At 64.0% G+C, this 18,214-nt stretch carries 21 protein-coding genes and 1 pseudogene; 9 read left to right on the plus strand and 13 right to left on the minus strand.

The window, feature by feature from the left end:
* Window positions 1–128 precede the first annotated feature (128 nt).
* Window positions 129–878: a YebC/PmpR family DNA-binding transcriptional regulator gene (locus tag FJ548_RS11425; protein ID WP_140777921.1), complete on the plus strand. Its 750-nt coding sequence runs from the start codon at window positions 129–131 to the stop codon at window positions 876–878.
* A gap of 31 nt (window positions 879–909) precedes the next feature.
* Window positions 910–1,221 carry a SelT/SelW/SelH family protein gene (locus FJ548_RS11430; RefSeq protein ID WP_140694837.1) on the plus strand — a complete coding sequence of 104 codons (312 nt, stop codon included), beginning with the start codon at window positions 910–912 and terminating at the stop codon, window positions 1,219–1,221.
* A 103-nt stretch (window positions 1,222–1,324) separates the two neighbouring features.
* Here the strand turns inward: FJ548_RS11430 and FJ548_RS11435 are convergent, their stop codons facing one another.
* Window positions 1,325–1,804: a DUF1772 domain-containing protein gene (locus tag FJ548_RS11435; protein WP_181168776.1), complete on the minus strand. Its 480-nt coding sequence runs from the start codon at window positions 1,802–1,804 to the stop codon at window positions 1,325–1,327.
* A gap of 220 nt (window positions 1,805–2,024) precedes the next feature.
* Between FJ548_RS11435 and FJ548_RS11440 the strand changes: the two genes are divergently transcribed.
* Window positions 2,025–2,654 carry a TetR/AcrR family transcriptional regulator gene (locus FJ548_RS11440; RefSeq protein WP_140777922.1) on the plus strand — a complete coding sequence of 210 codons (630 nt, stop codon included), beginning with the start codon at window positions 2,025–2,027 and terminating at the stop codon, window positions 2,652–2,654.
* A 148-nt stretch (window positions 2,655–2,802) separates the two neighbouring features.
* Here the strand turns inward: FJ548_RS11440 and rpmE are convergent, their stop codons facing one another.
* Window positions 2,803–3,024 carry a 50S ribosomal protein L31 gene (gene rpmE, locus FJ548_RS11445; RefSeq protein WP_140777923.1) on the minus strand — a complete coding sequence of 74 codons (222 nt, stop codon included), beginning with the start codon at window positions 3,022–3,024 and terminating at the stop codon, window positions 2,803–2,805.
* Window positions 3,025–3,231: 207 nt separating this feature from the next.
* On the opposite strand from rpmE, the gene FJ548_RS11450 reads away from it, so the two are divergent.
* On the plus strand, window positions 3,232–5,031 hold the full coding sequence (locus FJ548_RS11450; protein WP_140777924.1) for an ABC transporter transmembrane domain-containing protein: 1,800 nt from the start codon (window positions 3,232–3,234) through the stop codon (window positions 5,029–5,031).
* 17 nt (window positions 5,032–5,048) lie between these two features.
* Here FJ548_RS11450 and FJ548_RS11455 read toward each other — a convergent pair whose 3' ends face one another.
* Window positions 5,049–6,161 carry a hypothetical protein gene (locus tag FJ548_RS11455; protein WP_181165546.1) on the minus strand — a complete coding sequence of 371 codons (1,113 nt, stop codon included), beginning with the start codon at window positions 6,159–6,161 and terminating at the stop codon, window positions 5,049–5,051.
* On the opposite strand from FJ548_RS11455, the gene FJ548_RS30725 reads away from it, so the two are divergent.
* Window positions 6,160–6,291, plus strand: coding sequence for a hypothetical protein (locus tag FJ548_RS30725; RefSeq protein WP_264296484.1), 132 nt, complete (start codon window positions 6,160–6,162; stop codon window positions 6,289–6,291). The genes FJ548_RS11455 and FJ548_RS30725 overlap by 2 nt on opposite strands.
* A 115-nt stretch (window positions 6,292–6,406) precedes the next feature.
* Here the strand turns inward: FJ548_RS30725 and FJ548_RS11460 are convergent, their stop codons facing one another.
* Complete coding sequence (locus FJ548_RS11460; protein WP_140777925.1) at window positions 6,407–7,891, minus strand: carboxypeptidase M32; 1,485 nt, start codon at window positions 7,889–7,891, stop codon at window positions 6,407–6,409.
* 140 nt (window positions 7,892–8,031) lie between these two features.
* On the opposite strand from FJ548_RS11460, the gene FJ548_RS11465 reads away from it, so the two are divergent.
* A complete protein-coding gene (locus tag FJ548_RS11465; RefSeq protein ID WP_140608338.1) occupies window positions 8,032–8,385 on the plus strand; it encodes a DUF1304 domain-containing protein in 354 nt (117 codons plus the stop codon).
* Between the two features lie 81 nt (window positions 8,386–8,466).
* Here the strand turns inward: FJ548_RS11465 and FJ548_RS11470 are convergent, their stop codons facing one another.
* The 8 genes from FJ548_RS11470 to FJ548_RS11505 form a co-directional block, all read right to left on the minus strand.
* On the minus strand, window positions 8,467–8,892 hold the full coding sequence (locus tag FJ548_RS11470) for a hypothetical protein (protein ID WP_140608336.1): 426 nt from the start codon (window positions 8,890–8,892) through the stop codon (window positions 8,467–8,469).
* Window positions 8,893–9,141: 249 nt separating this feature from the next.
* A complete protein-coding gene (locus tag FJ548_RS11475; RefSeq protein WP_140608334.1) occupies window positions 9,142–10,173 on the minus strand; it encodes a peptidoglycan -binding protein in 1,032 nt (343 codons plus the stop codon).
* 1 nt (window position 10,174) lies between these two features.
* Complete coding sequence (locus tag FJ548_RS11480; protein WP_140608332.1) at window positions 10,175–11,200, minus strand: MotA/TolQ/ExbB proton channel family protein; 1,026 nt, start codon at window positions 11,198–11,200, stop codon at window positions 10,175–10,177.
* 139 nt (window positions 11,201–11,339) lie between these two features.
* Window positions 11,340–12,026, minus strand: a complete 687-nt coding sequence (locus tag FJ548_RS11485; protein WP_140608330.1) for a hemolysin III family protein — start codon at window positions 12,024–12,026, stop codon at window positions 11,340–11,342.
* Window positions 12,027–12,108: 82 nt separating this feature from the next.
* A complete protein-coding gene (locus tag FJ548_RS11490) occupies window positions 12,109–12,909 on the minus strand; it encodes an inositol monophosphatase family protein (protein ID WP_140608328.1) in 801 nt (266 codons plus the stop codon).
* 86 nt (window positions 12,910–12,995) lie between these two features.
* Complete coding sequence (gene efp / locus FJ548_RS11495) at window positions 12,996–13,562, minus strand: elongation factor P (protein WP_019861758.1); 567 nt, start codon at window positions 13,560–13,562, stop codon at window positions 12,996–12,998.
* Window positions 13,563–13,688: 126 nt separating this feature from the next.
* Window positions 13,689–14,729: a tetratricopeptide repeat protein gene (locus FJ548_RS11500; protein WP_140608326.1), complete on the minus strand. Its 1,041-nt coding sequence runs from the start codon at window positions 14,727–14,729 to the stop codon at window positions 13,689–13,691.
* Window position 14,730: 1 nt separating this feature from the next.
* A complete protein-coding gene (locus FJ548_RS11505) occupies window positions 14,731–15,378 on the minus strand; it encodes a thiamine phosphate synthase (RefSeq protein ID WP_140694864.1) in 648 nt (215 codons plus the stop codon).
* Between the two features lie 184 nt (window positions 15,379–15,562).
* Here FJ548_RS11505 and FJ548_RS11510 point away from each other — a divergent pair.
* The 3 genes and pseudogenes from FJ548_RS11510 to FJ548_RS11520 form a co-directional block, all read left to right on the plus strand.
* Window positions 15,563–15,709: pseudogene (locus FJ548_RS11510) on the plus strand (Lrp/AsnC family transcriptional regulator); the annotation flags it as partial.
* Between the two features lie 67 nt (window positions 15,710–15,776).
* Entirely contained in the window at window positions 15,777–16,505 is a 729-nt protein-coding gene (locus tag FJ548_RS11515) for a class I SAM-dependent methyltransferase (protein ID WP_140777926.1), read from the plus strand.
* A 122-nt stretch (window positions 16,506–16,627) separates the two neighbouring features.
* On the plus strand, window positions 16,628–17,398 hold the full coding sequence (locus tag FJ548_RS11520) for a sulfite exporter TauE/SafE family protein (RefSeq protein ID WP_140608322.1): 771 nt from the start codon (window positions 16,628–16,630) through the stop codon (window positions 17,396–17,398).
* Between the two features lie 14 nt (window positions 17,399–17,412).
* Here FJ548_RS11520 and FJ548_RS11525 read toward each other — a convergent pair whose 3' ends face one another.
* Window positions 17,413–17,964 carry a DUF2269 family protein gene (locus FJ548_RS11525; RefSeq protein ID WP_140694873.1) on the minus strand — a complete coding sequence of 184 codons (552 nt, stop codon included), beginning with the start codon at window positions 17,962–17,964 and terminating at the stop codon, window positions 17,413–17,415.
* Window positions 17,965–18,214 lie beyond the last annotated feature (250 nt).

Genomic DNA, 18,214 nt, shown 5'->3' on the forward strand with positions numbered 1-18,214 from the left:
AGATAGAGTGCCCTGCGTCCTGACGGACACGCCAGAGGCGTTCTGAAATTTGTATCAGAGCATTTTGCAAAACGCCCGGTGGAGTTCACCTGGCTGCCGATGCTCTAGCCGAACACGACAGGGGTGCCATGGCTGGCCATTCACAGTTCAAGAACATCATGCACCGCAAGGGCCGCCAGGACGCGGTGCGGTCGAAAATGTTTTCCAAGCTGGCGCGCGAAATCACCGTCGCCGCCAAGGCCGGTACGCCCGATCCGGCGATGAACCCGCGCCTGCGCCTTGCCGTCCAGAACGCCAAGGCTGTGTCGATGCCGAAGGACAACATCCAGCGCGCCATCAACAAGGCGTCGATGGGCGATGCCGAAAACTACGAAGCCGTGCGCTATGAAGGTTATGGTCCCGGCGGCGTGGCGCTAATCGTCGAGGCGCTGACCGACAACCGCAACCGTTCGGCCTCCAATGTGCGTGCAGCCTTCACCAAGGCCGGTGGGGCGCTCGGCGAAACCGGTTCGGTTTCATTCATGTGGAACCGGGTCGGGGAGATCTACTATCCGGCCTCCGCCGGCAGTGCCGACAAGGTCATGGAGGCGGCCATCGAGGCCGGTGCCGATGATGTCGAGTCGGACGAGGAAGGCCACACCATCTACTGTTCCTTCGAGAATCTCGGCGAAGTGTCCAAGGCACTGGAAGCTTCGCTCGGCGAAGCGGAATCGGTAAAGCCTATCTGGCAGCCGCAGAACAATGTTCCGGTCGACGAGGAACGCGCCCAGTCGCTGATGAAGCTGGTTGCCACGCTCGAGGACGACGACGACGTGCAAAGCGTGTACGCCAACTTCGAAGTCGACGACGAGACCTTGGCCAAGCTCAGCGCGGCGTGAGCGACCAGGTATGAGCGGAGCTCAACCTGGGATGAGCGAGAAGCCGCTGCCCGCCATCCGCATCACCTATTGCACGCAATGCCAGTGGTTGCTGCGCGCCGGCTGGATGGCGCAGGAGCTGCTCTCCACCTTCGGCACCGATCTCGGCGAAGTGACGCTGGTGCCCGGCACTGGCGGCATCTTCACCATCTCCTGCAACGAGGTGCTGGTCTGGGATCGCAAGCGCGACGGCGGCTTTCCCGATGCGGCGAAGCTGAAGCAACTGATGCGCGACGTCATCGACCCCGACCGCGATCTCGGCCATTCCGATCGCAAGGGCCACAAGTCAAAAGACCCCACTTAAGCTGCGTTGATATTCAGGCGATGCCGGCCTGCAAATTATGGTTTCCCGCGCTTCCGATGCTCGCGTACCCAAGTGACCTGAATCTCAACACACCTTTCTGCCCTCACTGCCATGCGAATATGAAGCAGCCCAGGGCGACGATGGCGGTGACGGCGCGGACGTGGTTCCACATCACCCAGTCCCTGAGATAGCCGGTCCAGACGGCGCCGCCATTGCTGCTGGCCGGATCGACAGCGGCCAACGCATCGTTGAGCGGTACGTTGAAGACCATGGTCACGATCGGATTGCCGACAAGATAGATCAGCGCGCCGGCGAGCAGCCAGGACGAGCCCGGCTGGCTCCAGCCGACGACCGCGCCGGCGATGAGCACGAGGCAGACCAGTCCGGTGCCGAAAAGTGCCGTCATGAAGGTTGGCGTGATGACGGTGATGTTGATCGAATTCATGGCGGCAATGCCGCCCGCCGCCGGGAGGCGGGCGAGCGCCGGCATGACGAAATTGGAAAAGGCGAAGAACACACCGCCGACGACGCCGGCGCCGATCGCGGCGATGAAGGTGAGGATGGGGAGAGATTTCGCGATCATGTCAGTTGCTCCAGATTTGGGTGGCGGCGGTTTCGGTTGCGTAGGCGGCGAAGTCTTTCCGGCGCGGCCGAGCACGCGCTGGACGCCATCGGTGAGTGTTGCGGTCACCGAGCATTTGCGCTTCAAAACATGAGCAGTCCTCATATTTGCAAAACGTGATAAACCCTCGTATTTTGCGAGTCAAGCGATCTCCGGTGATAGGCGTTTGTTGGAGACAGTCATGGAAGGCATACCGGCCAACGAGCAGATCGCTTCACCGCGCCGGGCGCCGAGCCAGCAGCGCAGCCGCGAGCGGGTCGAGCGCATGTTGGCCGCGGCCTCGGCGCTGATTGCCGAGCAGGGCAGCGATGCCATGCGAATGGGTGAAGTGGCTGAACGGGCAGGGGTATCGATCGGCTCACTCTACCAGTTCTTTCCAGACAAGCGGGCGATCGTCTGGGCGCTGGCCGAGCGCTACACCGCCGAAAGCCAGGCCTGCATCTCGGCGACACTCGCCGGCGTCAGTGACGCTGAAGGGTTGCGACGGGCGTTTTCGGAGTTGGTCGATATTTATTATCGGCTGTTCCTGGCCGAGCCGGTGATGCGCGACATCTGGTCGGGCACGCAGGCCGACAAGGCGCTGCGCCAACTCGGACTCGCCGACAGTCGAGCCAATGCCGAATTCCTCGTCGCGGTGCTGAAGCGCTTACGTCCCGGCGCCGATCCGGTCTCCCTGGAGACCACCGCGTTTCTGGTCTGGCAAATGGGCGAGGCGGCGATGCGGCTGGCGATCTCCGTCGACCGCGAGGAAGGCGACAGGCTGGTCGCCGCCTACAAGCGCATGGCACTCAGGGAATTGCTGGGCGAATAGACAGTTGAGCTTCCTATCGCGTTAACAGTTGGCGGAACCGCCAGGGGCGGCGCTCCTCTCCCCGTATAGTGACGGGGAGAAAGGAGTTCTGCCCAACAAAAAACCCGCCACGAGGGCGGGTTTCTCGAATTCTGCAGGCGCAACTGGCTTAGAGGCCGAAACCTTCGAAGCGCTTCTTGAACTTCGACAGGCGGCCGCCGCGGTCGAGCAGGGTCTGCTGGCCGCCGGTCCAGGCCGGATGGGTGGTCGGGTCGATATCGAGATTCATCGTATCGCCTTCCTTGCCCCAGGTCGAACGGGTGATGTATTCGGTGCCGTCGGTCATGACGACCTTGATGGTGTGGTAGTCGGGATGGATAGCGGTCTTCATGGCTCTGTTCCTGGCTTGCCGGCGCGGCGGACGGGCATAAGCCTGCGTCGATGCGCCCCTTTTTAAAACTCGAAGCCGCAGCTATTGCAGAGCCACGGCTTCTAAAACGGTCGGCGTGCCTATACATCAGCCGAAATTGAATCACAAGGCCGCGGCAAGCGCATATTGAGGCGCATGCATCACAAGGCGGCTAGAGGAAACACCGGTATGGCGCAAACCAGCAGCGCAGAGGAGCGCAGACGCTCGCTCAAGCCGCTCCGGCGCCTGTTCCCCTATATCGGGCACTATCGCACGCTGGTCGTCGGCGCCGTCATCTCGCTGGTCATCGCGGCGGCAACGACATTGACGCTGCCGCTGGCGGTAAGGCGGATGATCGATCACGGTTTCTCCTCGCCCAGCACCACCTTCATCGCTGAATATTTCGCCGCATTGGTGGCGATGGCCGCGGTGCTGGCCGCGGCATCGGCAGGCCGCTACTATTTCGTCATCACGCTCGGCGAGCGCGTCGTCGCCGATATCAGGCGCGATGTCTTTGCCCATGTGACGATGCTGTCGCCGTCCTTCTTCGACACCGCCCAGTCGGGCGAGATCGTGTCGCGGCTCGCCGCCGACACCACACAAGTCAAATCGGCGGTAGGCGCAACAGCGTCGGTCGCGCTGCGCAACGTCATCCTGGGCCTTGGCGCTGTGGGAATGATGGTGGTCACCAGCCCGAAACTATCCGGCCTGGTCATAGCAGCCATTCCCATCATCGTGCTGCCGCTGGTCGCCTTTGGCCGCTCGGTGCGGCGCAAGTCGCGGCAGGCGCAGGACACGCTTGCGGACGCGACAGCCTATGCCAGTGAGCAGATCGGCGCGGTGCGCACGCTGCAAGCCTTCACCAACGAAAATCTGGTCACCGGGCGCTTCTCCGGCGCGGTGGAGGCTGCGTTCGATGCGGCGCGCGCCTCGATCTTCGCGCGCTCGTTCCTCACCTTCTTCGCCATTTTCACCATCTTCTCGTCCGTCGTGGCGGTGCTGTGGTTCGGCTCGCGCGACGTGCTCGCAGGCAATCTGTCGCCGGGCACGCTCGGGCAGTTCCTGCTTTATTCGGTGTTCGCCGCCGGGGCGCTCGGCGCGCTGTCGGAAGTCTGGGGCGAACTTGCGCAAGCAGCGGGCGCGGCCGAACGGCTGACCGAGATCCTGGCCGAGAAGCCGGCGATCCAGGCGCCGGCCGAGCCGAAGCCGCTGCCGGCGGTCGCCAAGGGCGCGATCGTCTTCGACGACGTCTCCTTCTCCTATCCGGCAAGGCCCGACCGCGCAGCCGTCCACGGCCTGAGTTTTTCGGTCAAGCCCGGCGAGAAGGTGGCCATCGTCGGTTCCTCGGGGGCCGGCAAGAGCACGGTGTTCTCGCTGATCCTGCGCTTCTACGATCCCGAAACCGGCAAGGTCATGATCGATGGCGTCGACGTGCGCGAGGCCGCTCCGGTTGCGGTGCGCGAGCGCATCGCCATCGTGCCGCAGGATGTCACCATCTTCGCGGCCAGCGCGCGCGACAATATCGGCTTCGGCCGCCCGGGCGCCAGCGAGGCCGCGATCGAGGCGGCGGCCAAGGACGCGCTGGCCGACGAATTCATCCTCAAGCTCGAGAACGGCTACGACAGCCAGGTCGGCGAGCGCGGCGTGATGCTGTCTGGCGGCCAACGCCAGCGTGTGGCGATCGCGCGCGCCATCCTGCGCGACGCGCCGATCCTGCTGCTCGACGAAGCCACCTCGGCGCTCGACGCTGAAAGCGAGACGCTGGTGCAGATGGCGCTGGAACGGCTGATGCAGGGCCGCACGACCATCGTGATCGCGCACCGTTTGGCGACAGTGCTGAAGGCCGACAGGATACTGGTCATGGATGGCGGCCGTATCGTCGAGGAAGGCACGCACCAGAGCCTGGTCGCCAAGGGCGGCATCTATGCCCGGCTGGCCAAGCTGCAATTCGAGACCGGCGCCAGCGCTTTCAGGGGCGCGGCGGAATAAGGAATTTCCGATAACGCTCAGTTCGCCTCGGTTTCGGCGTAGCCGAAATTGTAACTCCAGGAGGCGTTGTCGGCCATCTTCCTGCGCGACTTCAGATAAGGGCCGATCTCCTTGGCGGGAACCCGGTCCCCGATCGCCTTGAAAAACCAGTCGACCTGAAACTCCGTCGGCGCGCTCGACCAGCGCGCCTTGAAGGCGACAAAGGGCGTGATCACGTCGTTGGACTTCTCGGGGCCGACAAACTCGGCCTTCAGGTTGTGGACGGTACACTGATGGCGCTTGAACATCGGACTGCCGAGCCAGACTGGGCCGGTCCTGCCGACCATATCCGGCTCCGGCAGATTGCTGATGCCGACATCGGCCTTGAGCGGGAAGTTCTTGATGAGATCATCGGCATCGAGATCGCCAGCGGAAAGCTCGTAGGATTCGACCGTCGTGACGATGTTGCGGTCGCGGTCGTCATCTGTCGACAACGGCGCCAGGCTGTTCATGCCTGGATACTGCCGGTTGTAATACTGGAGATAGTCATCGGCGAGCTTGGTGGCGGATGACGAAACCAGCCTGTAGCGCATGCTGTCGGCATCCGCGCCGCTATAGGTCGTGCGCACCGTCAGCTTCAGCGCTTCGCCCTTGAGTTTGGGAAAGTCGAACGCCTCGCTGACGAAGGTGGTAGGCTCGAAAAGCTCCTTGCGCTCCATCTTTTCCATCCGCGCGCTACCGGCGACAATCGGCAGGGCGAAGCCATAGTCGGGTGGAACGAGATTCTCGGCCCTGCCGCCCTGCAGGTAATTGTTCGCGTCGATCCAGTAGACCTGGCTTTTGATCGTTGCCCTGACGATGACGTGATCGAAGGCACGGATGGTCGGCACCATCTCGCCAAGTGCCAGCCCGCCGTCGAGATCGGTCAGGGCCGGATCGGCCTGAACGCCGAGGCGGCGCAGGCTGGAGGCGAGAAGCAAGGCCTTGTCCTTGCAATCGCCGAAGCCGCTGGCGATCACCGTGCTCGGACTGCGGGGAATGTAGGAGCCGCGGCCCATGGACAGGCTCACATAGTGGATGGTGTCCTGGACCAGCCGCATCGCATCGATCCGGGCGCCTGGGGTGCCCTTGTGGATTTCGGTGTCGGCCATGGCCGGCGCGCAGAAAATCGCCAAGGCAATCAAGACGAAAAGCCGTGTGATCGCAGAAGATGTCACCGGAAAGCACCCCAGCCCGCATGATCCGCAAGTCTCGCAAGACACTGTCGGATACCACCAGTGATAGAAAAGTAGAGGCGATCCCGCAAGGCTGCCGTCCTGCAAGGATGCCTCATTGCATTCCTGTTCGACGGCAGCCGCCGCAGGTCAGCGCAAGCGGGATGGCACGACGGCCGATCTTATCCGCCGTAGCGCTGCTTCAGATGATTGACGAAATACACGGCGTTGAGCCTTTCGCCGGTGGCGCGTTCGAGCAGGTCCGGCGTCGACCAGCGCGACCCCTGCGACCAAATCTTCCTGCGGCGCCAGTCATTGATGGCCGCGAAATTCCCCTTGGCAAGGTCGTCGTCGGCGGAAGGATGCTCCCGCCTCAGCGCGGCCCATTGCTGCGCCGCCATCATCGCCCCCAGCGTATAGGAGGGGAAGTAGCCGAAGGCGGCACCCGGCCAATGGACGTCCTGCATTGGCCCGTCGGCCGGATTGTCGATGGTGGAGAGACCGAGATAGTCGCGCATCTTGGCGTCCCAGGCTTCCGGCAGTTCGGCAACCTCCAGCCCGCCCGAGACCAGCTCCTGCTCAAGCTCGTAGCGCAGGATGACATGCAAGGGATAGGTCACCTCGTCGGCGTCGACGCGGATCAGGCCGCGCTCGACGCGATGCACATGCGGCAGGATGTCGTCGAGCGACCAGGCCTCGCCGAGATGCTTTTCCACCACCGGCAGCGCCCAGCGCCAGAAGGCAGGATTGCGGCCGATCTGCTTTTCGACGAACAGGCTCTGGCTTTCATGCACGGCCATGCCGCGTGCCTTGCCGAGCGGCCAGTGCGACCATGCTTTCGGCAGGTTCTGTTCGTAGAGCGCATGGCCGGTCTCGTGCAGCACGCCCATCAGAGCCGACAGGAAATCCGATGTCTTGTAACGGGTGGTGATGCGCACGTCGCTGGGCACACCGCCGCAGAAGGGGTGGTGCGACACAGACAACGAGCCGTGCGTGAGGTCGAAACCGACCGCCGCCATCATCGCAAGGCCGAGTTCGCGCTGGCGATCTAGCGGATAGGTGCCCGAAAGCGGCTTCAGCGGATGTTTGCGCAGCCGCGCGTCCTGTATCGCCAACGCCTCCGGCACGAACCCTTTGAGGAAGGCTTTCAGGTCGGCGAAGACGGGGGTGATGTCGGCGGTGCGGTTGCCGGGGTCGTATTGCTCCATCAGCGCGTCATAGGGGGCTAGGCCGAGCACGTCGGAGCGCAGGGCCGCTTCTTCGCGCACCAGCGCCACCACGCCCTCGAGCGCCGGCTGGAAGCCTGCCCAGTCGTTCTTGGCGCGCAGGTCGCGCCACAGTTGCTCGCAGCGCATGCGTGCGGTCGTGAGGCGTTCGACGAATTCGACCGGCAGGCAGGTCAGGTTGGTATATTGCCGGCGCAACTCGGCGAGAGCCGCGCGCTGCTCGTCGTCGAGCGCCTCGCTTTCGGCCGCGGCGATCCAGTCGGATATTTCCGGCGCGGTCGCCCTGGTGTGGTACATGCCGGCAAGTGCCGCCATCGCCTCGGCACGCTTCTCACCACCGCCGACCGCCATGTGGGTCGCTTCGTCGGCGCCGAGGATGGCAAGCGCGTGCTCGAGCGCTTCGAGCTTGTGGCCGAGGTCGTCGAGTTTGTGAAAGGACATGGCGGCTTCCGTGGTTGAGGACGGCGCGAAAAGACACCAACGCAAATGCGTTGGCAACCCTCAGATGCCGTCCGGCGGGTGCTCCTTGCACGGTCTATGCCGTGCATGAAATGCTGCCGGCAACACGGGAAGGGGAGCATATGATCGGCAACATAGTGGTCGGGCTGGTGGCCTTGCTCCATGTCTACATCGTCTATCTCGAAATGGTGCTCTGGGACACGCCGCGCGGGCACAAGACATTCCGCCTGACGCCGGAATTCGCCAGTGCCTCGAAGGTGCTCGCCGCCAATCAGGGCCTCTACAACGGTTTTCTCGCTGCCGGCCTGATCTGGGGGCTCTATCTCGGCGCCGCCGGCTTTCAGATCAAGGTTTTCTTTCTGCTGTGCGTGGCCATTGCAGGCCTCTACGGCGGCGCAACGGTCGGCCGCAAGATCCTGCTTGCCCAGACCGTGCCGGCGGCGATCGCCCTGATTGCGATCTGGCTCGGCTGGTGAGGAAAAGGACGCCCGCGGGATTGGGGTCCCGAAGGCGCCAGGTGGTCCCTTCCTCTTGGACCTTTGCGAACAAGGAATTCCTCAGCCGTTCGGATAGTTCCCGCCGTCGGCGCCGTCGCCGATCATGAAGCCGCTGCCGGTATCGACCCTCAGCCTCTGGTCGACATTGTCGAGACGGCGCAGCAGATCATGGTATTGGGCGGCCGGTATCCTGCCATGATCCGATGCGGCGATCCTCTCGGCCGCCTGGCTGATGCGGGCGGTGCGCATTTCCAGGCGTTCCGCCACGGCCGGGGTGATGCTGTTGGCGTCCCTGGCGTCCACAATGCCCTGGTGGACACCTTGTACCTGTCCGATAAGGCCCTCGATGCGCGGGCCGGTCATGTCGGTCGGATCGGTCGCGTCGAGCGCGCCCTTGTGATGGCCTGCGGCATAGGCGCCCGCCAGCGGGGCGGCGATGAGAATCGCGGTGAGGGTTGCAATCTTGAGAGATGCTGAAGAGCGCATGACGGCGCCTCCTTTTACATGGGAAGGGAGCGGTCTTGCCACTCCGCGTCCCGGACGCGGGCCGTCCGGTTCCGTCGCGTCGCGATGGGAGGCATCGCCGGCGGTTCTCGGCCCTGCGCAGCAAGCTAGGAGCGCTCCGGTGCGAAGTGTAATTAAAAAAAGATAATCTTTTCAGCCCTTGCCGGATTCAATGTGCGCGCTAGAGTTGAGGCGGTGAACAAGTTCGCGTGACTTTTAAGTGATGAGTAGTCACCGTTCGGTGAGCTTCAGTTCAATGCGGCGGTTCTTGTTGCGCGCCTCGTCGGTATTGGCGGGATCAAGTGGCTGGAATTCACCGAAGCCGGCGGCGACCAGCCGGTTGGCCGGCACGCCATTCTCGATCAGGAACTTGACCACCGAGGTCGAACGCGCCGTCGACAGCTCCCAGTTGTCGCGGTAGCGGCCAGTACCCGAGAGCGGCTTGTTGTCGGTATGGCCGTCGACACGCAGCACCCAGTTGATCTCGGGCGGGATTTCCTTCTGCAACTCGATGATGGCGTCGGCGAGTTTCTTCATCTCGACCTTGCCGGCGTCGTTGATCACCTCGGAGCCGGTCGGAAACAGCACCTCGGACTGGAAGACAAAGCGGTCGCCGACGATGCGGATATTTTCGCGGTCGGCGAGGATTTCACGCAGGCGCCCGAAGAAATCGGAGCGGTAGCGGTTCAGTTCCTGAACACGCTGCGCCAGTGCCACGTTCAGGCGGCGGCCGAGATCGGCGATCTTGGTGTTGGAATCGCGGTCGCGGGTCTCGGAAACGTTGAGCGCATCTTCCAGCGCTCCGATCTGCTTGCGGAGCGCGGCGATCTGCTGGTTGAGGATCTCGACCTGGCTCAGCGCCTGCTGACTGATCTGGCGCTGGCTGTCGAGTTCGCCCGACAGGGCGACCGCGCGCTGGTTGGCCGCGTCGCCGGCTCCCGCGCCTTGTGCCAAAAGCTGCTCGAGCCGGCTCTTTTCCGCCTGCGCCGCCGAAAGCGACGCCTGCAGGTTGGCCAGCGAATCCTCCTTGTCCTGCGTCGTCGACCGCTCCAGCGCCAGGAGCTGCGTCAGTTCGTTGATCTGCGAGTTGAGGCGGTTAAGCACGGCGTCCTTGCCGGAAATCTCGCGGCCGAGCAGGAACTGCGCCAGCACGAAAACGGTGAGCAGGAACATGATCGCCAGAAGCAGCGTCGACAGCGCGTCGACAAAGCCCGGCCAGTAGTCGATGCGGCGATCCGTACGCCGGCCCCTGGCGAGCGCCATGTCAGTGCACCCCGGGCTTCTTCAGGGCATCGGCGATCTTTTCCAGCGTGTTGCGCATCGCCTTCTGCTCGTCTGACTGGGCCTCGACCCAGTCGCGCATGATCTGCTGCTCGGACCGCATGTTCTTGACCAGGCCGGAAATGCCGTCGGCGAGATTGGCCATGGCGGTGGCGACGCGCGGGTTGGAGCCGCCGCCATTCTCCTGCAGGCTGCGCAGCCGCTCCGACAACAGACGGATTTCATCGGAAGGTTCGGCCTTGGCAGGATCGGAGACGACGATATCGGACGACAGATCGGTGACCGAGGACAGCCAGTTCTCAAGCTCGGTGTAGAAGCGGGTCTGGGCGCGGCCCGCCTGCAGGTCGAGGAAGCCGAGCACGAGGGAGCCGGACAGGCCGAACAGCGAGGACGAGAAGGCCGTGCCCATGCCGGCCAGCGGCGCCGACAGCCCCTGCTTGAGGGATTCGAGCACCGCGGCCGCGTCTCCGGTGCCGGGATCAAGCGATTCGATGGTCTCGCGGATCGAGCCGATCGTGTTCAACAGGCCCCAGAAGGTGCCGAGCAGGCCGAGGAACACCAGCAGCCCGACCAGGTAGCGCGAGGTGTCGCGGCTTTCGTCGAGGCGCGTGGCGATCGAATCGAGCATGGTGCGCATCGAAGAGGTCGAGAAGGCCATGGTCGCGGAGCGGCCGATCATCGCTTTCATCGGCGCCAGCAGCACCGGTTCGGTCGTCTCCGAGCCGGCACGGAAGGAGTTGACCCAGCGCACCTCGCGAAACAGCCGCCCGACCTGGGCGAAGGCGAGCAGGATACCGACCACCAGCACGCCGATGATCAGCCCGTTGAGCCCGGGATTGGTGACGAAAGCCGTCGAGACCTGCCGCGTCAGGATGGCGGCGATGAAGGCTACGATGGCAAGGAAGATGACCATGGTCAGCAGAAAAACCTGCGGACTCGACAATTTATGCGGATCGTAGATCAGTACGTCGGAGCGCCTGCCCATGCCGAAGGATCTGAGAAAAGCCATCCGTGCCCCGTTTCCGATGCCGCTGCCGCCGATCACGTAGTTCGCGACTCTAAACGGAATTGTGACCAAATTGAATGGCGCTTGGCAATATTGCCTTGGCGCAAGTTTGCAGCTCGGAAACCGAATTTGGTTTCCAGGATCAAAGGCGGTTGATGACCAGACAGTCGACCATGGCCGCCAGATGCAGGCCGGCGCCGGTGACGACGAAGCCGTGCCACAACGCGTTGTGGAAGCGTAGCCCTTTCCAGGCGAAGAAAATGACGCCGCAGGAATAGACGACGCCGCCGGCGGCGATGAGCACGATCGACGTGGCTGGCAACGTTTCGACCAGTGGCTTGACCAGAATGATGCCGCTCCAGCCGATGGCGAGATAGAAGCCGATCGCCAGCCGGTCGAAGCGGCCGGGGAAAAACACCTTTATGGCGATGCCTGTCGCCGCCGCGATCCAGACCAGCGCGATCATCCCGCTGGCCAGCGGCGAGCCACCGAGCTGGGCCAGAAAAGGCGTGTAGGTGGCGGCGATCAGAAGATATATCGCAGCGTGATCGAAGCGCCGCAGGACCCATTTGACCGGTGAGGACACCGGCCACAGATTGTAGATCAGCGACACCGACAGAACGGTGAGCAGCGAAACGACATAGAAGGCGGCGGCGATGTATTCGCCCGGCCCGACCCGAAACGCCGCCAGCGCCAGCAGTGCCGAGCCGGCCGCGATCGCCAGCACGATGCCGACAGCGTGGACGATGCCGTCGGCGATCATCTCGGCGCGCGAATAGTGCCAGCGTCCGATGAACGGAATATCGGGTTGCGGCGGTGTGTTGGTCATCTCACGTCCTGTGTCACCCCGTATCTGGGAAACCGCCGGACAGTATTTCAAGCTTTGTTTGCGGTTTTGCGACTGCGGCGCTTCAACGCGGCGGCAGCGGCTTTTTCACCGTCTTCAGCAGCGCGCGCTGGATGATCTCGTTGCCGGCGACGACCGAACCGTTGTCCAGCATGTCCTGCCCGCCATCCATGTCGGAGACGAAGCCGCCCGCCTCGCGGATCAGCAGCAGGCCGGCGGCGATATCCCAGGCCGACAGGCCGGTTTCCCAGAAGCCGTCCATACGGCCGGCGGCGACATAGGCGAGATCGAGCGAGGCTGAACCAAGGCGCCTGACACCGGAGACCTCGGCCATGACGTGGCGCAATTCAATCAGGAAATTGCCGTGCTGGCCGCGCCCCAGATGCGGCACGCCGCAGCCGATCACGGCGTCGACCAGCTTGGCGCGGCCGGCGACGCGCAGGCGGCGGTCATTCAGGAAGGCGCCGCCGCCGCGTTCGGTCGTATAGAGCTCGTCCATGGCCGGATTGTAGATGACGCCGGCAACGATCTGGCCCTGGCGCTCCAGCGCGATCGAGACGGCGAAAAGCGGAATGCCGTGCAGGAAATTGGTGGTGCCGTCGAGCGGATCGACGATCCAGCGGTGCTGACTGTCTTCGCCGGCGACCGTGCCACGCTCTTCCATCAGGAAGCCATAGCCCGGGCGCGCCTTCGACAATTCGGCGAAAACGATGTCCTCGGCCTTGCGGTCGGCCTGGCTGACATAGTCGCCCGGACCCTTCATCGAGACCTGCAGGTTCTGGACCTCGCCGAAGTCGCGCGACAGCGAGCGGCCGGCCTTCATTGCGGCCTGGACCATGACGTTGAGAAGGGCTGAGCGTGCCATAGAGTTTCTTCCTGCTGCCGCGCTTTAAACTTTGTCCTGATGCATGTCGGTGACCCAAAACCGGGGCCACTTTTGGGCGACATGCATCAGTCGGCGCGGCGCACGTAAGTGATTTCGTTGGTGTCGACGATGATGCGTTCGCCGGCGCCGATGAAGGGCGGCACCAGAACGCGGATGCCGTTTTCCAGCACCGCTGGCTTGTAGGAGGATGCCGCCGTCTGGCCCTTCACCACGGGATCGGCCTCGGTGATGGTCAGCGTTACATAGTCGGGAAGCGAAATGCCGATCGGCCTCTCCTCGTAGAGCTGCACCGTCACCATCATGCCGTCCTGCAGGAACGCGGCGCGGTCGCCGACGAAGTCCTTGTTCAGCTCGAGCTGTTCGTAGCTTTGGGTGTCCATGAACACCAGCGCGTCGTCCTGCTCGTAGAGGAAGGAAAAATCCTTGAGATCAAGCCGGATCTGCTCGACCGTCTCGGCTGAGCGGAAGCGCTCGTTAAGCTTGGTGCCGTTGATGAGATTCTTCAGCTCGACCTGGTTGTAGGCGCCGCCCTTGCCGGGCTTGACGGTGTTGGTCCTGACCGCCACCCAGAGTCCGCCATCGTGCTCGATGACGTAGCCGGGACGGATTTCGTTGCCATTGATCTTGGCCATGATGGGATGATCCGGGAATGAGACGGTCGCTGGGAAAAAGCGATTTCGGGCTCCCAAGACCACAAAACACCCGAAGAGGCAAGGGAGCGAGCGGGCAGGGAGCGGCGCCGTGCGGTGCACGGGCCGTCAGGGCAGGCGATTTGCCTTCTGCAGCGCCTGCTTGGTCTGGTCGTCGTCCAAGCCTTGCAGGAAATCGTCCATCTCGGAATCGATGAGGCCGGCGCGGCGGGCGACGATGTACCAGGCGCCGGCCAGCACCAGATCAGGATCGGTGCCGATGCCTTGCATGTAGAGTTTCGCCAGGCGGTTCTGGGCGGCGACATTGCCGCCCTCGGCGGCCTGCTTGGTCCAGCCGAAGGCAGACTTCAGGTCGCGCGGGCCGCCGCGGCCCTCGATCATCCAGGCGGCGAGATCGATCTGCGCGGTATCGTAGTTCTGCCGCGCGGCCTGCGCCAGCAGGCGCCTTGCCTGGGCGTCGTCGTGCGGCTTGCCGCCGACGCCGTTGGCATAGACCTGGGACATGGCATATTGGGCATCGGCGAGGCCGGTCGCGGCGGCGCGTTCATAATAGGAGACCGCCTTGGTCAAGCCAGCATCGCCGGGATCCTGCTGCACCAGCATCTGCGCGAAATTGAACTGCGCCAGCTGGTTGCCGGCTTCGGCGGCCGCCTGCATCAGCGCATAGGCCTCCTTCGTGTCCTTCTTAACGTAGCGGCCGTCGAGCAGCATCAGCGCATATTGGAACTGCGATTCCGGCACGCCCTGCTCAGCGGCGCGCGCATACCATTTCGCGGCTTCGGCCGCGTTCAGCGGGACACCCAAGCCACGCGACAGGATCTCGGCCACCAGCGTCTGTGCCGCCGGATCGCCGTTCTGCGCCCGCGTCAGCGCCAGATTGTAAGCGGTCTTGTAGAGCCCGCGCTGGAAAGCGCCATAGGCCGCGTCCGCGGGCTTCGCCCCGAAACGGTCGGGATTGATGCTGTCGGCCGAGGGCAGCGGTGCGGGCTCCGCCGTGGTGGCGGGCTGCGGCAGCTGCTTTTCGATCGGCTTGTCGGTGTGCACGCCGGTATCGGGCTTGGGCTGCGGCAAGGGAATCGTTTCGGCGGCGGCGGCCTGGATCATGACCGCCGCAAGCAGGGCCTGAAGGGAAAGCCTTGCCTGGGCCACATTAATCCTCGAAGCGCGGCGCGGTTTCGTCGAGCAGCGCATTGGCCTCGGCGATCGCCGCTTTCGGATCGACGCCTTCGGCGAACACCGCGCTCGACAACGCGACGAACTCGGCGCCGGTGGCGGCCACGGTCGCGACCGACGCAAGGTCGGACCCGGCCATGACGATGCAGGGGATCTGGATCATTTGCGCCCACCACTCACCCAGTGACAGGTTGCGCGGATGCGGCTCCGGCTTGTTGTCGTAGCCGAAGCGGCCGAAGAAGATGTAGTCGGGCCTGGCTTCGCCGAGCTCGAGCGCGTCGTCGCGCGTCTTGGCGCCGCCGGCGCCGACCATCATCTTCGCCTGGAAATGCCCGATCGTCTCGGCAAGCTCGGCCTTGGAGACCTCGACATGGATGCCGTCGGCCTGGACACGGCCGGCGATGCGGGTATCGCCGGCGATGATTACGGCCACGCCCGCGGCCTGTGCCGCCGGCACGATCCGTTCGGCGAAAGCCTGGAAGGAGGCTTCGTCCATGCCATTTTCGGGCAGGATCAGCGAGGCGACGTCGCCGCCGTCGAATGCCGTGGCGATGCGGTCGGCCGGCACGCCGGGCGGCGCGATCAGCACGATGCGGCAGCGATTTGGGGGCGTTGCGTCGTTCATGGTTCTTCGATCCCGGGTTTCGCCTATGCCGGGCGAAGATGGTTGGATTGCGGCATAGAGCAAACTGCCCGCTTTGAACAGGCGGACAGTCAGGATCGCGATCTTTGGTCCGCCGGGCAGCCGGCGTAGCGCCTTACTTGGCCGGCCCCCGGGATCGAGGTGGACGGTTTCGAAGCCCCTCAGGGTCGCGCGGCTGTTCGCGCGCTCGATCGGCGACCTCGACGGCATTTTCGATCGTATCGCCGACGAGGAGACCAGCACCGCCATCATCAAGGCGCAGCCGATCCGGCGGCGGCCGCCGCTTGAGGCGGCATCGGCCTCGCGGTCTTGACTCCGCACGGCCGTGGTGGAAATGGGCGACAGGTCCATCAGATGATTGTCTGAAGAACGAGGGAGACATGGCGCAGAATATCTACGACCAGCCGGATTTCTTCGCGGGCTACAGCCAGCTTGGCCGGTCGGTCGAAGGCCTGGACGGCGCGGCGGAATGGCCGGCGCTGCGCGCGATGCTACCTGACGTCGGCGGCCTGCGGGTCGTCGACCTCGGCTGCGGCTTCGGCTGGTTCTGCCGCTGGGCGCACGAGCATGGAGCCAAGGAGGTCCTGGGGCTGGACCTGTCGGAAAAGATGCTGGCCCGGGCGAGGGTGGCCGGCCCGGATGTCGGCATCACCTATGCGAGGGCCGACCTCGACCAGCTCAGCCTGCCACAAGACGGCTTCGATCTGGCCTACAGCTCGCTTGCCCTGCACTATGTCGAGGACGTTGCACGCCTGTTCGGCACGGTGCATCAGGCCCTGTCGCCCGGCGGCCATTTCGTCTTTTCGACCGAACACCCGATCTTCATGGCTCCGACCAATCCCGGTTGGTCGATCGATGCCGAAGGCCGCAAGACGTGGCCTGTCGACCGGTATCTGGTCGAAGGCCCTCGCGAGACCGACTGGCTGGCCAAAGGCGTCGTGAAACATCATCGCACCATCGGCACCACGCTCAACACGCTGATCCGGGCCGGATTCACGATCGCGCATGTCGAGGAATTCCGCCCGACGGACGCGCAGACCGCGGCAAGGCCGGAGTTGATGGAAGAGCTGGAGCGGCCGATGTTCCTGCTGGTGTCGGCTCGCCGATAGGACGGTCGGAGCATAAGGGCGTCACCGGTCCGGCGGGCCGCTACTTGCATTTGCGGTCGCCCGGCTCAAAATTCTCGGCTATTCAGGCGTTGACGCGCCTTCCCTCCAGACCAGTCCCTCCCATGTCAGGCCTGCTTCTCGATCCGTGGTTCTACGCGGCCGCCATTCCGGCGGTCATTCTGGTCGGCCTGTCCAAGGGCGGCTTCGGCGGCGCTGTCGGTTTCGTCGGCGTGCCCTTGATGGCGCTGACCATGCCGCCGGTGCAGGCGGCCGCCATCCTCTTGCCGATCCTGTGCCTGATGGACATCGTCTCGGTGTGGACATGGTGGGGCGTCTATGACCGCAAGATGCTGGTCGACATGATGCCGGGCGCCGTCATCGGCATCGGGCTCGGCTGGCTGACGGCCGCACTCGTCACCGAGGAGGCGGTGCGGCTCATCGTCGGCGGCGTCGCCATCATCTTCGTGCTGCGCTGGCTATATTTGCAGTTTCGCCATGGTGCCGACCATGCGGCCGAACCCAACCGGGTGGCCGCCGCTCTATGGGGGACGGTCGCCGGCTTCACCAGTTTCGTCGCCCATGTCGGCGGTCCGCCCTTCCAGGTCTATGCCTTGCCGATCCGGCTCGATCCCAAGGTCCTGTCGGGTACCGCCGCAATCTTCTTTGCCGCCACCAATGCACTGAAGCTCATCCCCTATTTCGCGCTCGGCCAGTTCGATACCGCCAATCTGACGGCGTCAGCGGTGCTGATGCCGTTGGCGCCGCTGTCGACGATCGCCGGTGCCTGGCTGGTGCGGCGCATGCGGCCGGAGATCTTCTATCCCTTCACCTACGCGACGGTGGCGGTCGTGGCTTTGAAGCTTTTGTGGGACGGGATCGCCGGCCTGCTTTAGACGTCCCGCGGCTATCAGGCGGCGCTTGGCACCATGCGCCGCGGCCGGCCAAGCGCCAGCGCGGCACCCCCGGCAAGGACCAGCACCATAGCCGCCAGGATGGCGACATCGTGCAAGGTCGGCTTCAGCACCATATCGGTAACGATGACCAGCATCACCGCATAGTCGAAGCGGGCGGCGCGCAGGATGCGCTGGCCATGGGCAAGTGCTGCCGGCGTGACGCCATCTCTGGCGATCATCGCGGCCATGCGGTCGGCGGTCGGCTTGAAGACGAACATGCCGATGCAGAAAGTCGTGGCGTAGCCGGCAAGACCGATCAGGACCCACAATTCGGAGAAGCCGACCCAGAACCCGCACATGGTCAATCCGAAGGCCAGCGTCAGCATCGACATCGGCGCGAAGAAGCGGTTGCCCAACTCGCCCGTGGCGCGCATCGCCTGCAGCGTTCCCTGGATGTTTCCCGCCCGATCCGCCAGCGTCGCCAGCACCATCAGCGTGAAGCCGCCCCCGACCCACAGGGTCGCCGAAACAATGTGCAGCAATTTGATAATGGAATACCAGTCCATGATTTTTCTCCCAGGTGCAAATGCAATGGTAAAGGGCGCCGCGCGCCATCGCGCTCGTCCGCCGCCCCCGATGGCCAAGCGTTTAGCGCCGCGCCTGTTTCGGAACGATGTCGTGAAAAAACTGGCTCTGTTTCAGCTTCGGCAACGTAAGAAGCGCCGATAGGGCGAACATGCCGCCCGCTTTCTGTTATTGTGAGAAGCATCGGGAGGGGTAGGCGCGACATCGTCCAGAAACATTGCCGATGCTAAT

This window comes from Mesorhizobium sp. B2-4-17, from assembly GCF_006441275.1.
Taxonomy (GTDB): Bacteria; Pseudomonadota; Alphaproteobacteria; order Rhizobiales; family Rhizobiaceae; genus Mesorhizobium.

What these genes read in the sequence shown, in the direction of transcription:
- FJ548_RS11435 (WP_181168776.1), bottom strand. Translation starts at nt 1,804, where the DNA reads ATGATCGCGAAATCTCTCCCCATCCTCACCTTCATCGCCGCGATCGGC.
- FJ548_RS11485 (WP_140608330.1), bottom strand. Translation starts at nt 12,026, where the DNA reads ATGACCAACACACCGCCGCAACCCGATATTCCGTTCATCGGACGCTGG.
- FJ548_RS11460 (WP_140777925.1), bottom strand. Translation starts at nt 7,891, where the DNA reads ATGTCCTTTCACAAACTCGACGACCTCGGCCACAAGCTCGAAGCGCTC.
- FJ548_RS11450 (WP_140777924.1), top strand. Translation starts at nt 3,232, where the DNA reads ATGGCGCAAACCAGCAGCGCAGAGGAGCGCAGACGCTCGCTCAAGCCG.
- FJ548_RS30725 (WP_264296484.1), top strand. Translation starts at nt 6,160, where the DNA reads ATGGCCGGCGCGCAGAAAATCGCCAAGGCAATCAAGACGAAAAGCCGT.
- FJ548_RS11430 (WP_140694837.1), top strand. Translation starts at nt 910, where the DNA reads ATGAGCGAGAAGCCGCTGCCCGCCATCCGCATCACCTATTGCACGCAA.
- FJ548_RS11425 (WP_140777921.1), top strand. Translation starts at nt 129, where the DNA reads ATGGCTGGCCATTCACAGTTCAAGAACATCATGCACCGCAAGGGCCGC.
- FJ548_RS11470 (WP_140608336.1), bottom strand. Translation starts at nt 8,892, where the DNA reads ATGCGCTCTTCAGCATCTCTCAAGATTGCAACCCTCACCGCGATTCTC.
- efp (WP_019861758.1), bottom strand. Translation starts at nt 13,562, where the DNA reads ATGGCCAAGATCAATGGCAACGAAATCCGTCCCGGCTACGTCATCGAG.
- FJ548_RS11525 (WP_140694873.1), bottom strand. Translation starts at nt 17,964, where the DNA reads ATGGACTGGTATTCCATTATCAAATTGCTGCACATTGTTTCGGCGACC.
- FJ548_RS11480 (WP_140608332.1), bottom strand. Translation starts at nt 11,200, where the DNA reads ATGGCTTTTCTCAGATCCTTCGGCATGGGCAGGCGCTCCGACGTACTG.
- FJ548_RS11440 (WP_140777922.1), top strand. Translation starts at nt 2,025, where the DNA reads ATGGAAGGCATACCGGCCAACGAGCAGATCGCTTCACCGCGCCGGGCG.
- FJ548_RS11475 (WP_140608334.1), bottom strand. Translation starts at nt 10,173, where the DNA reads ATGGCGCTCGCCAGGGGCCGGCGTACGGATCGCCGCATCGACTACTGG.
- FJ548_RS11455 (WP_181165546.1), bottom strand. Translation starts at nt 6,161, where the DNA reads ATGGCCGACACCGAAATCCACAAGGGCACCCCAGGCGCCCGGATCGAT.
- FJ548_RS11520 (WP_140608322.1), top strand. Translation starts at nt 16,628, where the DNA reads ATGTCAGGCCTGCTTCTCGATCCGTGGTTCTACGCGGCCGCCATTCCG.
- FJ548_RS11505 (WP_140694864.1), bottom strand. Translation starts at nt 15,378, where the DNA reads ATGAACGACGCAACGCCCCCAAATCGCTGCCGCATCGTGCTGATCGCG.
- FJ548_RS11515 (WP_140777926.1), top strand. Translation starts at nt 15,777, where the DNA reads ATGGCGCAGAATATCTACGACCAGCCGGATTTCTTCGCGGGCTACAGC.
- FJ548_RS11465 (WP_140608338.1), top strand. Translation starts at nt 8,032, where the DNA reads ATGATCGGCAACATAGTGGTCGGGCTGGTGGCCTTGCTCCATGTCTAC.
- rpmE (WP_140777923.1), bottom strand. Translation starts at nt 3,024, where the DNA reads ATGAAGACCGCTATCCATCCCGACTACCACACCATCAAGGTCGTCATG.
- FJ548_RS11490 (WP_140608328.1), bottom strand. Translation starts at nt 12,909, where the DNA reads ATGGCACGCTCAGCCCTTCTCAACGTCATGGTCCAGGCCGCAATGAAG.